Origin of the sequence: Ectopseudomonas toyotomiensis (assembly GCF_017167985.1) — a bacterium.
In the GTDB taxonomy this organism is placed as follows: domain Bacteria; phylum Pseudomonadota; class Gammaproteobacteria; order Pseudomonadales; family Pseudomonadaceae; genus Aquipseudomonas; species Aquipseudomonas toyotomiensis.
In genome coordinates this window covers 1,080,221-1,091,646 of sequence record NZ_CP070505.1, presented here as the reverse complement: position 1 = coordinate 1,091,646, position 11,426 = coordinate 1,080,221, and the positions used below count along the sequence as shown (strand labels likewise).

The 11,426-nt window shown below is 63.9% G+C and carries 14 protein-coding genes; 8 read left to right on the top strand and 6 right to left on the bottom strand.

Annotated elements, in window-relative coordinates; all coding sequences use genetic code 11:
• Nucleotides 1–61: 61 nt before the first annotated feature.
• On the bottom strand, nucleotides 62–946 hold the full coding sequence (gluQRS, locus tag JWV26_RS04965; protein ID WP_206418532.1) for a tRNA glutamyl-Q(34) synthetase GluQRS: 885 nt from the start codon (nucleotides 944–946) through the stop codon (nucleotides 62–64).
• Nucleotides 947–996: 50 nt separating this feature from the next.
• Nucleotides 997–1,443 (bottom strand): RNA polymerase-binding protein DksA, encoded by a 447-nt coding sequence (gene dksA / locus JWV26_RS04960; RefSeq protein WP_013716970.1) that lies wholly within the window; start codon nucleotides 1,441–1,443, stop codon nucleotides 997–999.
• A 258-nt stretch (nucleotides 1,444–1,701) separates the two neighbouring features.
• On the opposite strand from dksA, the gene JWV26_RS04955 reads away from it, so the two are divergent.
• Nucleotides 1,702–2,883 carry a pyridoxal phosphate-dependent aminotransferase gene (locus tag JWV26_RS04955; protein WP_206418531.1) on the top strand — a complete coding sequence of 394 codons (1,182 nt, stop codon included), beginning with the start codon at nucleotides 1,702–1,704 and terminating at the stop codon, nucleotides 2,881–2,883.
• The gene (sfsA, locus tag JWV26_RS04950) at nucleotides 2,873–3,580 is read left to right on the top strand and encodes a DNA/RNA nuclease SfsA (protein ID WP_206418530.1); all 708 of its coding nucleotides are present in this window, start codon (nucleotides 2,873–2,875) and stop codon (nucleotides 3,578–3,580) included. The genes JWV26_RS04955 and sfsA overlap by 11 nt, the downstream gene beginning before the upstream one ends.
• An 86-nt stretch (nucleotides 3,581–3,666) precedes the next feature.
• Here sfsA and JWV26_RS04945 read toward each other — a convergent pair whose 3' ends face one another.
• A complete protein-coding gene (locus tag JWV26_RS04945; RefSeq protein ID WP_074916286.1) occupies nucleotides 3,667–3,984 on the bottom strand; it encodes a Rieske (2Fe-2S) protein in 318 nt (105 codons plus the stop codon).
• Between the two features lie 303 nt (nucleotides 3,985–4,287).
• Between JWV26_RS04945 and JWV26_RS04940 the strand changes: the two genes are divergently transcribed.
• The 6 genes from JWV26_RS04940 to JWV26_RS04915 all read left to right on the top strand — a co-directional run bounded on the left by JWV26_RS04940 (nucleotide 4,288) and on the right by JWV26_RS04915 (nucleotide 9,482).
• Nucleotides 4,288–5,352 carry a hemin-degrading factor gene (locus JWV26_RS04940; RefSeq protein WP_206418529.1) on the top strand — a complete coding sequence of 355 codons (1,065 nt, stop codon included), beginning with the start codon at nucleotides 4,288–4,290 and terminating at the stop codon, nucleotides 5,350–5,352.
• 60 nt (nucleotides 5,353–5,412) lie between these two features.
• Nucleotides 5,413–6,312, top strand: coding sequence for a heme/hemin ABC transporter substrate-binding protein (locus JWV26_RS04935; protein WP_072424238.1), 900 nt, complete (start codon nucleotides 5,413–5,415; stop codon nucleotides 6,310–6,312).
• Entirely contained in the window at nucleotides 6,309–7,349 is a 1,041-nt protein-coding gene (locus JWV26_RS04930; protein WP_420890292.1) for a FecCD family ABC transporter permease, read from the top strand. The genes JWV26_RS04935 and JWV26_RS04930 overlap by 4 nt, the downstream gene beginning before the upstream one ends.
• On the top strand, nucleotides 7,349–8,116 hold the full coding sequence (locus JWV26_RS04925) for a heme ABC transporter ATP-binding protein (protein ID WP_021489307.1): 768 nt from the start codon (nucleotides 7,349–7,351) through the stop codon (nucleotides 8,114–8,116). Before JWV26_RS04930 ends, JWV26_RS04925 begins: the two co-directional genes overlap by 1 nt.
• A gap of 15 nt (nucleotides 8,117–8,131) precedes the next feature.
• Entirely contained in the window at nucleotides 8,132–9,013 is an 882-nt protein-coding gene (locus JWV26_RS04920; RefSeq protein ID WP_206418528.1) for a ChaN family lipoprotein, read from the top strand.
• A gap of 61 nt (nucleotides 9,014–9,074) precedes the next feature.
• Entirely contained in the window at nucleotides 9,075–9,482 is a 408-nt protein-coding gene (locus JWV26_RS04915; protein WP_206418527.1) for a nuclear transport factor 2 family protein, read from the top strand.
• A 295-nt stretch (nucleotides 9,483–9,777) separates the two neighbouring features.
• Here JWV26_RS04915 and JWV26_RS04910 read toward each other — a convergent pair whose 3' ends face one another.
• From JWV26_RS04910 to JWV26_RS04900, 3 genes are all read right to left on the bottom strand, one after another.
• Nucleotides 9,778–10,575, bottom strand: coding sequence for a cyclic nucleotide-binding domain-containing protein (locus tag JWV26_RS04910; protein WP_017675299.1), 798 nt, complete (start codon nucleotides 10,573–10,575; stop codon nucleotides 9,778–9,780).
• 105 nt (nucleotides 10,576–10,680) lie between these two features.
• The gene (locus JWV26_RS04905) at nucleotides 10,681–10,953 is read right to left on the bottom strand and encodes a TfoX/Sxy family protein (RefSeq protein ID WP_017675298.1); all 273 of its coding nucleotides are present in this window, start codon (nucleotides 10,951–10,953) and stop codon (nucleotides 10,681–10,683) included.
• 100 nt (nucleotides 10,954–11,053) lie between these two features.
• Nucleotides 11,054–11,398, bottom strand: a complete 345-nt coding sequence (locus JWV26_RS04900; RefSeq protein ID WP_072424234.1) for a pentapeptide repeat-containing protein — start codon at nucleotides 11,396–11,398, stop codon at nucleotides 11,054–11,056.
• Nucleotides 11,399–11,426 lie beyond the last annotated feature (28 nt).

The window sequence follows — 11,426 nt, the reverse complement described above, 5'->3', positions numbered from 1 at the left end:
CGTAGCCGGATGGAGTGCGGGAATGCCAGCCCATCGTTCCCGGGGTGCATCCGGGCTACGGCTACTTCAATTGCGCTTCGGCCAGGGTGCGGCTGCGGGGAATGCGCGTGGCGTCCCAGTTGGCGATGCCCCAGGCCAGCAGCTCGGCAGGCGCCGCGCCTTGCAGTTCGGCGGGTGGTTGCTGGCCCAGCGCACGCAGGGCGCGCAGCAGCAGAGGCCCGGCCTGGTCGGCGGGCAGCGGTGGCGAACGGTAGCTCTTGCCCAGCTTGTGGCCGTCCGGCTGGATGATCAGCGGCACGTGCAGGTAGCGCGGTTGCGGCAGCCCGAGCAGCTCCTGCAGGTAAAGCTGGCGAGGGGTGGAGTCGAGCAGGTCGGCGCCGCGCACCACGTCGGTCACGCCCTGCCAGGCATCGTCCAGCACCACGGCGAGCTGATAGGCGAACAATCCATCACGCCGTCGGATCACGAAGTCGCCCACTTCACGGCCCAGTTGCTGACGGAACTCGCCCTGCACGCGGTCGATGAAGTGGTAGTCCAGCTCCGGTACGCGCAGGCGGATGGCCGCGTCCTGGTCAGGGTGGCAGGCGTTGCGGCAAAAGCCCGGGTAGATGCCGGCGTAGCCTTCCAGTTGCTTGCGTGAACAGATGCAGGCGTAGGCCAGCCCCTGGTTGAACAGGCGGGCGATCACTGCGGCGTAATCGGCGTGGCGCTCGCTCTGGCGTACCAGTTCACCGTCCCACTCGAACCCGTAGCACTCCAGGGTGCGCAGGATCGCATCCTGTGCGCCAGGCACTTCCCGCGGCGGGTCGAGGTCTTCCATGCGCAGCAGCCAGCGGCCGCCGACGGCGCGGGCATCAAGGTAGGAAGCGAGGGCGGCGACCAGCGAGCCGAAGTGCAGATAACCGCTGGGCGTAGGGGCGAAGCGCCCGATGTAGGCTGTGTTCATGAAGCGAGGGCCAGAAACAGAGCGGGGCGCCTAAGCGCCCCGTCGTCAGATCAGGAACCGATCTGCTTTTCCTTGATTTCCGCCAGCGTCTTGCAGTCGATGCACAGAGTCGCGGTCGGGCGGGCTTCGAGGCGGCGAATGCCGATCTCGACGCCACAGGAATCGCACCAGCCGTAATCGTTGTCTTCGATCAGCTGCAGGGTCTCGTCGATCTTCTTGATCAGCTTGCGCTCGCGATCACGGGCACGCAGTTCCAGGCTGAACTCTTCTTCCTGGCTGGCGCGGTCGGCCGGATCGGGGAAGTTGGCCGCTTCGTCCTGCATGTGGTGCACGGTACGGTCGACTTCCTGCATCAGCTCCAGCTTCCACTTATTGAGGATGCTGGTGAAGTGAGCGCGCATCGGCTCGCTCATGTATTCCTCGCCTTTCTTTTCCGGATAAGGCTCGAAACCACGAATCAGCTGGCTGGTGCTTTTGGCTTTTTCTTTTGTGGGCATGGATGACGCCTCTCACTCTTTCGAATCCATCGCGCAGGTTATTCCATTGCCAGGCGTTTGTCCGGCCCTGCGACTGCAAGCCGGCGAACTTACCAGATCGAATCGGGGCGCGCTACTCCCGGTTGTCTCCGCCCTGTCCGGGCTGTGAACGAAATCTGCATGGCACCGGCTAGCAAGCGTAGCGGCGCTTTCACGTCCTTGCCGAGGCCTCAAGCTGCCCTGCTAGAATCCGCGCCTCGCAACCCTGAAGACGGACCCATGGCTCAGCTCTACAGCGCGCGCAGTCGCGCCATCGAACCCTTCCATGTGATGGCCTTGCTGGCGCGTGCCAACGAGCTGCAGGCGGCCGGTCACGATGTCATTCACCTGGAGATCGGCGAGCCGGACTTCACCACCGCCGAGCCGATCATCCGTGCCGGCCAGGCCGCGCTGGCCGCCGGGCACACGCGCTACACCGCAGCGCGCGGCCTGCCGCAGCTGCGCGAGGCGATTGCCGGCTTCTACGCCGAGCGTTACCGCCTGAGCATCGATCCGCAGCGCATCCTGGTCACGCCGGGTGGCTCCGGGGCGCTGCTGCTGGCCGCCAGCCTGCTGGTCGACCCGGGCAAGCACTGGTTGCTGGCCGACCCGGGCTATCCGTGCAACCGGCACTTCCTGCGTCTGGTCGAAGGCGCCGCGCAGCTGGTGCCGGTCGGCCCGGAGGTGCGCTACCAACTGACCCCGCAACTCATCGAACGGCATTGGGACTCGGACAGCGTCGGCGCGCTGGTGGCGTCGCCGGCCAATCCGACTGGAACGCTGCTGCACAAGGATGAGCTGGCGGCGCTGTCGACCTGCCTCAAGCAGCGTGGCGGTCATCTGGTGGTGGACGAGATCTACCATGGTCTGACCTATGGCTGCGATGCACCGAGCGTGCTGGAAGTGGACGACGATGCCTTCGTCCTCAATAGTTTCTCCAAATATTTCGGCATGACCGGCTGGCGCCTGGGTTGGCTGGTGGCGCCCGAGACGGCCGTGCCGGAGCTGGAAAAGCTGGCGCAGAACCTCTACATCAGCGCGCCGAGCATGGCCCAGCATGCCGCACTGGCCTGCTTCGAGCCCGCCACCCTGGCGATCCTCGAAGAGCGCCGCCATGAATTTCAACGCCGCCGCGACTATCTGCTGCCGGCGCTGCGCGAGCTGGGCTTCGGTATCGCCGCTACGCCTGAAGGTGCCTTCTATCTATATGCAGACATCAGCGCCTTTGGCGGCGACGCCTTCGCCTTCTGCCGCCACTTCATCGAAACCGAGCATGTGGCCTTCACCCCGGGCCTGGATTTCGGCCGTCACCAGGCCGGGCACCATGTGCGCTTCGCCTACACGCAGAATGTCGAGCGCCTGCAGCAGGCAGTCGAGCGTATCGCCCGCGGTTTGAAGAGCTGGAAGCCCGATGCGTTTTGATCCGCCGCTGGAAGAGGCGCGCCTGCTGCGTCGCTACAAACGCTTTCTCGCCGATATCGAGACCGCCAGCGGCGAGCAGATGACCATCCACTGTGCCAACACCGGCTCGATGCTCAATTGCATGAGCGAAGGGTGCCGGGTGTGGTTCAGTCGCAGCAATGATCCCAAGCGCAAGTTACCGGGCAGTTGGGAAATCAGCGAAACGCCGCAAGGGCGTCTGGCCTGCATCAATACCGCGCGGGCCAATGCGCTGGTGGAAGAGGCGCTGCGTGCCGGGCTGATCACCGAGTTGGCCGGCTTCACCGCGCTCAAGCGCGAGGTGGCCTACGGGGTGGAGAACAGCCGCGCCGACTTTCGTCTGGACTACCCGGAAGGGCCGGTATATGTCGAGGTCAAGAGCGTGACGCTGGGCTTCGATGGCAGCGATGTGGCGGCCTTTCCCGATGCGGTGACGCAGCGCGGCGCCAAGCACCTGCGTGAGCTGGCGGCCCTGGCGCGTGCCGGTGTGCGGACCGTGCAGCTGTATTGCGTGAACCTTTCCGGTATCCGCGCCGTGCGCGCTGCCGAGGAAATCGACCCTGCCTACGCGGCCGGCTTGCGCGAAGCCAAGGCCGCGGGAGTTGAGGTGCTGGCTTACGGCGCCGAGCTTAGCCCCGAGGGGATCGCCCTGGTTTGTCGGCTGGAAGTACTGGGGTAGGGTGCGCCGCGCGCACCGGCTCTTTGCTACATCCTGTCCGCAACAATTGCGACATCATCCATATCGCCTGGTGCGCATTGCGCACCCTACGGCGCGATCCAGATCCCGTTCGCATCTTCCCTGCACGTCAGTCTCTGCAGCGCCTGCCCCTCGCAGGGACCCGCCACGCATTCGCCGTTTTCGATCAGAAACAGCGCGCCATGGGTCGCGCAGCGGATCAGGCTGCCGCTGTCATCGAGAAAATCGTCCTTCTGCCATTCCAATGCAATGCCACGATGCGGGCAACGGTTGAGGTAGGCATGCACCTGGCCAGCCCTGCGCACGGCGAGCAGGTTCAATTGGTCGATCACAAAGCCCCGGCTCTGACCTTCGGCCAGTTCGTGTGGGGCGCACAGGCGAATCATCGCGGTTTCCCGTTAGCGTGGAAGTCGCTTAGTGGCGACCTCTGATGATCTTCTCCCTCCTGAGAGGGGGGGCGCGTAGCGCCGCAAGAGGGGCGGATTATCCCGCAAGAAGAAAGAGGGCGCATCCATGCTCAGGTATGACGCCTAAGCCCGAGGTTGGCGGCGTTGCCATGATTGGGGCGGCAGATTACTACTCCATATATAAGTGATTATCATGTAGATTATCGCTCTGTTTTGTTGGTGCCGGCCTAGCATCAGTGCTGCAAAGAGACTGGCAATCGCCCGCGAGGAAGGACTGTTCCCATGAGTACCGCTCCAACTGCTGCCGCTCAGGCGGTCGATCTTTACCAGACTTGGCAAGCGTTACGCCTGCAACAACCACGTCTGCGCGCTCGCGAGGCGGCAGCGCAGCTGGGCGTGAGCGAGGCCGAGCTGACTGCAAGCCGTCTGGGCATCGACACCCAGCGGCTGCGCCCGGATTGGGCCGAGTTGCTGCCGGCACTCGGCGCGCTCGGCCATGTGATGGTGCTGACTCGCAACGAGCACTGTGTACATGAACGCAAGGGGCTGTACCGCGAGGTGAGTGTTGCCGCATCTGGACAAATGGGCCTGGTGGTGTCTGCCGATATCGACCTGCGTCTTTTCCTCGGTGGATGGGCCAGCGTGTTCGCCGTCGCCGAGCAAACCGCCAAGGGCACCCAGCGCAGCATCCAGGTGTTCGACCAGCAGGGCATTGCCGTGCACAAGGTCTACCTGACCGAACGCAGTGAGCTGAGCGCCTGGCAGCCGCTGGTCGAACGCTTCGCTGGCGAGCAGAGCGCCGAATTGCAGTTGTTGCCGCCGCCAGCCTCGCCGGTGCGCAAGGCCGATGCGGAGGTCGACAGTCAGGCGCTGCGTGAAGGCTGGGCGACGCTGCAGGACACCCACCATTTCTTCGCCCTTTTGAAGAAGCATGAGGTGGCCCGTACCCAGGCGTTGCGCCTGGCGGGTGAGCAATGGGCGCAACCGTTGGCGACTTCTGAGTTGACGGCGCTGATGGAGCAGGCTGCTGCCCTTGAAGTGCCGATCATGGTGTTCGTCGGCAACCGCCACTGCATTCAGATTCACACTGGTCCGGTGCACAACCTGCGCTGGATGGACAGCTGGTTCAACGTGGTTGACCCCGACTTCAACCTGCACCTGCAAACGCGCGGTGTGGTCGAGTTGTGGCGCGTACGCAAACCCAGCATCGACGGCGTGATCACCAGTCTGGAGGCCTTCGATGCCGAGGGCGGGCTGGTGGTCCAGCTGTTCGGTGCGCGCAAGCCGGGCATGGCCGAGCGCGCTGACTGGCGCGAGCTGGCCGAATCATTGCCTGTGCTGGCCTGAACCGAGTGTGCCGGCCTCCCGCAGGGGCCCGGTCGATGTCACCTTCGAGGAGTCGAGATCATGCGTCTTGCCAATATCCTGGGCGGCCTGGTGGCTGTCCTGCTGTTTCCCAATCTGGTACTGGCAGCCGAGCCCTTACCGCAGCGCTGGGTGAGTTCCGGTGGCGCGCTGAGTGAGTGGGTGGTGCTGCTTGGCGGTGAGAGCAAGCTGGTGGGCGTCGATACTACCAGTCGTCATCCCGCCTCGCTGACCAAGCTGCCTAGCGTCGGTTATCAGCGGCAACTGGCGGCCGAGGGCATTCTCGCCCTGCGTCCGGACCTGCTGCTCGGCAGCGAGGAGATGGGCCCGCCACCAGTGCTCGCGCAATTGGCGGCGGCGGGTGTGCGTATCGAACGCCTGACTGCGCGAGCCGAGTTGGATAGCCTGCAGGCCAACCTGAAGCGCCTGGGCCAGTTGCTCGGTGATGAGGCGGCAGGGCAACGCGCCTTTACCGATTACCAGGAGCGCCTGCAGACCCAGCAGCAATGGGTCGAGCAGGCGCAGCGCAGTCAGGACGTGCCTGGTGTGTTGCTATTGCTCGGTCATGCCGGTGGCAGTCCGCTGGTGGGTGGTATCGACACCGCTGCAGATTGGCTGATCAGCCGTGCCGGCGGGCGCAACCTGGCCAGTCACAGCGGCTACAAGGCGTTGTCCAGCGAAGCGCTGCTGGCGCTCGATCCGCAGGTCGTGGTGGTGGCTGATCGCGCCTTGGAGGGTGACGCAGCCAGGCAGGCCCTGCTGCAGCAGAACCCTGCCCTGGCCGGTACCCGCGCGGCGCGCGAGGGACGTTTACTGGCGCTGGACCCGACCCTGCTGGTCGGTGGCCTGGGGCCGCGCGTGCCGGATGGGCTGGCGATGCTAGCCGCAGGCTTTTATCCTGCCAGCCAATTTCCGACAACCGAAGCCAAGCGCGAGCCATGACCTCCTCTTTTTCGACGCGCCCATTGTTCATCGCACTGGGCCTGCTGCTCATGCTCGTGCTGTGGCTGTCGCTGGCGCTCGGACCGGTCAGTCTGCCATTGGGCGATACCATGCGTGCTGCGTTGCGTTTGCTGGGCCTGCCTCTCGCGGCGGATGCATCGATCCAGCAGGCGGAATTGATCCTGTCGCAGATCCGCATGCCGCGCACCTTGCTTGGGCTGGCCGTAGGCATGGTGCTGGCGCTCTGTGGCGTGGCGATGCAGGGGTTGTTTCGCAATCCACTGGCTGACCCCGGTCTGGTCGGCGTCTCCAGCGGCGCCGCGCTGGGCGCTGCGGTGGCCATTGTCGGCGGCGCTGCGTTCGGCGGCTTGCCGGAAGCCTTCGCGCCCTATCTGCTGTCGGCCTGTGCCTTCGTCGGTGGTTTGCTGGTCACGGCGTTGGTCTACCGTCTGGGCCGACGTGACGGACAGACCAATGTGGCGACCATGTTGTTAGCGGGTATCGCCCTGACCGCGCTGGCCGGTGCGGCCATCGGCCTGTTCACCTACCTGGCGGACGATGCGACCCTGCGTACCCTGACCTTCTGGAACCTGGGCAGCCTCAATGGTGCCAGTTACACGCGGCTCTGGCCGCTGTTGCTGGCCACGTTGGCCGTGGCGCTGTGGTTGCCGCGACGGGCGCGGGCGCTGAACGCGCTGCTGCTGGGCGAGTCGGAGGCACGCCACCTCGGTTTCGATGTCGAGCGCCTCAAGCGCGAGCTGGTGTTCTGTACGGCATTGGGTGTCGGTGCTGCGGTGGCGGCCGCCGGCCTGATCGGCTTCATCGGCCTGGTGGTGCCGCATCTGATGCGCTTGCTGGTGGGCCCCGATCATCGCCTGTTGCTGCCTGCCTCGGCGTTGGCCGGCGCGAGCCTGCTGCTGCTGGCCGACCTGATCGCGCGCCTGGCGCTTGCGCCTGCCGAGTTGCCGATCGGCATTGTCACGGCGCTGATTGGTGCGCCGTTCTTTCTCTATCTGCTGGTGCGGGGGCGAAGCTGATGCTGCGGGTCGAACAGCTGGAAGTCCGCCGCGGGCAGGGCGTGGTGCTCAGTGGCATCGATCTGCAGTTGCACCCCGGCGAAGTGCTGGGTGTACTGGGGCCCAACGGTGCGGGCAAGAGCACCTTGCTGGCGGCGATGACCGGCGAGCTGCCGGCCAGCGCCGGGCAGGTGACGCTGGATCAGCGCGCGCTTGATGACTGGGCCGGACCGGAGCGCGCCAGGCGCCTGGCCGTCCTGCCGCAGAGCTCCAGTCTGAATTTCGCCTTCCGCGTAGAAGAAGTGGTCGCCATGGGCCGTCTGCCCCATGACAGCGGTCGCGTGCGCGATGCGCAGATCGTGCAGCAGGCGTTGCAGGCAGCCGATGCTGTTCACCTGGCAGGGCGCAGCTATCTGGCGTTGTCCGGCGGGGAGCGCCAGCGCGTGCACCTGGCGCGGGTGCTGGCGCAGTTGTGGCCAGGCGGTGAGGGGCAGATCCTGCTGCTCGATGAGCCGACCTCGATGCTCGATCCGCTGCATCAGCACACCTGCCTGCAGGCGGTTCGTCGTTTGGCCGAATCCGGCGCGGCGGTACTGGTGATCCTCCATGACCTCAATCTGGCCGCACGTTACTGTGACCGCCTGCTGTTGCTGGAGCAGGGCCGGGCGCATGCGCTGGGTACGCCTGCCGAAGTATTGCGGGCCGAGCCCCTGCAGGCCGTGTTCGGTCTGGAAGTGCTGGTGCAGACTCATCCTGAACGCGGTCACCCGCTGATCGTTGCACGCTGAATGTTGGAGCCCTCGATGCGAGTCGTACTGCTGAGCTGTCTGATGCTGCTGGCTGCCTGCCAGGGCTCACCTATGCCACCGCCTGCGCCGCTCGCTCCACTGGGGCATGAGCATGCTGATCTGGGGCGTATCGTCGATCTCGCCAGCGGGCAGGCGATCAGCCCTGAACAACTGCTTGATCGCCTGGCACGGGCCGAGCGGGTACTGGTCGGTGAGCAGCACGACAATCCTGATCACCATGCCCTGCAGCTCTGGCTGTTGCGCGAGCTATCCAGGCTGCGCCTGCAGGGCAGCGTGTTGATGGAGATGCTCAACCCCGATCAGCAGAACAAGGTCGATCAGGCCCAGACAACTGCGCGCGCGGGGCAGGCGATTACCGATCCGTTCGCTACCCTGGCCTGGCAACCTGGATGGGATTGGTCGCTTTACGGGCCGCTGGTCATGCATCAACTGCGTCAGCCCTATCCCTTGCTTGCGGCCAATCTGGATCGTGCCGAGATCATGCAGATCTATCGTCAGCGCCCTGTGCTCGGGGGGGAGCGCTCTGGTGCTGCCGAGGTGCAGGAGCGTTTGCTGGCCGATATCCGTGAATCGCACTGCGGCCTGCTGCCGGACAGCCAGTTGCCGGCGATGCTTGCTGTGCAGCAACAGCGTGATCGGCGCATGGCCGAGGCATTGCTGGCGGCGCCGCAGCCCAGCGTGCTGCTGGCCGGCGCCTTCCATGTACGCAAGGACCTCGGCGTTCCACTGCATCTGGCGGACCTCAGCGCGCAGGCTGGCAACGCAGTACTGATATTGGCCGAAGTCGGCCGTGCGGTGGACGCCTCCATGGCCGATTACGTCTGGTTCACGGCAGCGCAGCCGGAGCAGGATCACTGCGCCAAACTGCGACCCTAGCCGCCTTTCGTGGGCCACCTGCAAGGTATCCTTGGCGCTTTGCCGATTCGGAGCCTGGCCTATGTCCATCGACGTTCGCGACCTGCTGCAAGGTTATTTCAACGCCCTCAATGATCGTGATATCCGCGCCTGTATGGCACTGGTCAGCGACGAGCTGATTCTGCAGCCCAATCAGGGGTTCACCGAGCACGGGCGCGATGCATTCGCGGCTTTTCTCGAGCGGCAGCTGCATTGCTATCGCGAGATGATCGAGGCGCTGGTGATCCTGGTCGAGCCACAGGGGCGACATGCGGCCTGCGAGTACCGCGTTATCGGCGAGTACCTGGCTACCGATGATGGCCTGCCGGAGGCCTGCGGGCAGCGTTACGAGATGCGCGTCGGCGCCTTCTTCGAGATCCAGCACGGGCTGATCGCGCGCATCAGCCTGCATTTCAATTTGCCGGACTGGCTGGCTCAGGTCGACGACTAGACCCCGCTAAGGGCTTCGTGCGGAGACGGCAGGACGCACTTTTGTCCAGACAAAAAAAGACCCGGCAAGAGCCGGGTCAATAACCGTGATTAGCCTGATGAGGAGATAATCTGAAGAGTCCGACTGAATGGTCTCTTTAGCTTATCGGCTGATCTCGCGACCAGTTGAGATAATAATAACAATTCTCATTACATAGTCAACGCTCTTTTGAGAATTTTTCTCAGAAAGTTTTTGTCAGGCCCAAAAATGCAAAACCCCGGCTTCGGGCCGGGGTTCGTTCATGCGGGCTGGAGACTCAGGATTCCCCTGGCAAGCGCAACTGAGTGACTTCCTTGTTCAGCAGGTCGATGCGTCGAGCCATGCTCTCGATCAGGCTGTGAGCGATGCGCGGGTTGCTCTGCATCAGGCTGAGGAACTGCTCCTTGGGAATCACCATGACCGTGCAGGGCTCGCTGGCGACCACCGTGGCGCTGCGCTTCTCGCGAGTGAAAACAGCCATGGCGCCGAAGATTTCGTCCTTTTGCACATCGCCGACCTTCTGTCCGTCGACGTAGGCCTCGGCGTGGCCCTCGATGATGATGAACACGTGGTCAGCTTCATCGCCCTGATGAATCAGCTCCTCGCCGGCAGCGAAATGCTGGAAGCCCGTCGCCGGACGGATCTCCGGCTGCTTCAGACGTGCCAGTGCGTCGGACAGTAGGGCGGTATGGCCGATCAGATATTGAATGAACTGTTCTTGGCGCTGCTCGCTGGCATAGATGTGCTGGAACGTTTCGCTGCGCGAGTAGGGAATCAGGCTGATGGGTTCTTCGCTGCTGTAGCGGCAGGAGGGGAGGTCGATGCCCTGGCGCAGGCCGACCAGATCGCCCTCTTGCAGATAGAACAATGGGCGCTCATCGACCAGCGCATGCAACAGGCCGTTCTCGATGATGAATAGCTGGTTGCCAGGCAGTACCTGAGCCAGATCATCGACACGCTCCAGACGCAGTGGCTCACCCGCGGGTTGCAGCCCTTCCAGCAGCTGAGTGGGGATACTCTGCAGGCGATTGATCAACTGATCGGCGTAGGCCGGTTGCTCCCCGAGTAAATACATAACCGTAATTCCTTGAACTGGCTGGACTGGCTGACCACACGAAGGTCCCTGAAACAATAGGCTGTGCGGCTCTTCGAGTAAATCACCTTGCACTGGTGTTGTGAGCTAGCTCTTGTTGTGGCTCTGGGCTTCGTCCAGCTTGCCGTTCAGTTCGGCTTTGTGCGCGGGGGGGAGCTCACTCCAATGCACATTGAGCAGCGCGCCCTCGATGGCGTAAAGCAGCACCTTGGATGCACGAAAACCGCGCGCCCTGACCGCGCGATAGGCTCCGACAGCGCCGTAGCGACGCAGGTCGTTGGCGCTGTGAATCCCTACGGCGTGCAGCCACTGCGCCGAGGTCTTGCCCAGGTTCTTCAGGTGTTGCAGTTCGTCGTTCATCGGGCCTCCATGCGTGCAGGTGAAAGGTTCACGTTGGCGTGCCTGCCAAGAAGTGTAGCGGCCAATGGCCTGGGTGCTTCGCGTCGTCGCTCGAAGTGTGCTACTTGGTGCGATAGCGCAGGCGAGTGCCGAAGTTGACCGACATGAGAATCTCGTCGGCGGTCAGTTCGGCTGGAAAGTAGGCGCCAGAAATCTGCGCGTGGGCCAGGCTGGCCCCTTCAATCCGGGCATTGCGAAAGTCCAGGCCGCGCAGGTCTGCTCCGCGAAAATACGCGTCGTTGAAATTGACGGCGTCGGTGTCCATGTTGCGCAGGTCGAGCCCGCGAAAGTCGCCACCGGACAGATCGACCTCCACACCTTTTGGCTTCTGCGCATTGAAGCCTTTCACATCGTCGTTGTGCAGCAGGTGGTAGAGCGGATGATCAAGCTGGCGTGGCTGACTCATGGCGGATACCGGTGATGGCTTCACCGGC

Coding starts and splice junctions, on each gene's coding strand:
- gluQRS (WP_206418532.1), bottom strand. CDS start 946: ATGAACACAGCCTACATCGGGCGCTTCGCCCCTACGCCCAGCGGTTAT.
- dksA (WP_013716970.1), bottom strand. CDS start 1,443: ATGCCCACAAAAGAAAAAGCCAAAAGCACCAGCCAGCTGATTCGTGGT.
- JWV26_RS04955 (WP_206418531.1), top strand. CDS start 1,702: ATGGCTCAGCTCTACAGCGCGCGCAGTCGCGCCATCGAACCCTTCCAT.
- sfsA (WP_206418530.1), top strand. CDS start 2,873: ATGCGTTTTGATCCGCCGCTGGAAGAGGCGCGCCTGCTGCGTCGCTAC.
- JWV26_RS04945 (WP_074916286.1), bottom strand. CDS start 3,984: ATGATTCGCCTGTGCGCCCCACACGAACTGGCCGAAGGTCAGAGCCGG.
- JWV26_RS04940 (WP_206418529.1), top strand. CDS start 4,288: ATGAGTACCGCTCCAACTGCTGCCGCTCAGGCGGTCGATCTTTACCAG.
- JWV26_RS04935 (WP_072424238.1), top strand. CDS start 5,413: ATGCGTCTTGCCAATATCCTGGGCGGCCTGGTGGCTGTCCTGCTGTTT.
- JWV26_RS04930 (WP_420890292.1), top strand. CDS start 6,309: ATGACCTCCTCTTTTTCGACGCGCCCATTGTTCATCGCACTGGGCCTG.
- JWV26_RS04925 (WP_021489307.1), top strand. CDS start 7,349: ATGCTGCGGGTCGAACAGCTGGAAGTCCGCCGCGGGCAGGGCGTGGTG.
- JWV26_RS04920 (WP_206418528.1), top strand. CDS start 8,132: ATGCGAGTCGTACTGCTGAGCTGTCTGATGCTGCTGGCTGCCTGCCAG.
- JWV26_RS04915 (WP_206418527.1), top strand. CDS start 9,075: ATGTCCATCGACGTTCGCGACCTGCTGCAAGGTTATTTCAACGCCCTC.
- JWV26_RS04910 (WP_017675299.1), bottom strand. CDS start 10,575: ATGTATTTACTCGGGGAGCAACCGGCCTACGCCGATCAGTTGATCAAT.
- JWV26_RS04905 (WP_017675298.1), bottom strand. CDS start 10,953: ATGAACGACGAACTGCAACACCTGAAGAACCTGGGCAAGACCTCGGCG.
- JWV26_RS04900 (WP_072424234.1), bottom strand. CDS start 11,398: ATGAGTCAGCCACGCCAGCTTGATCATCCGCTCTACCACCTGCTGCAC.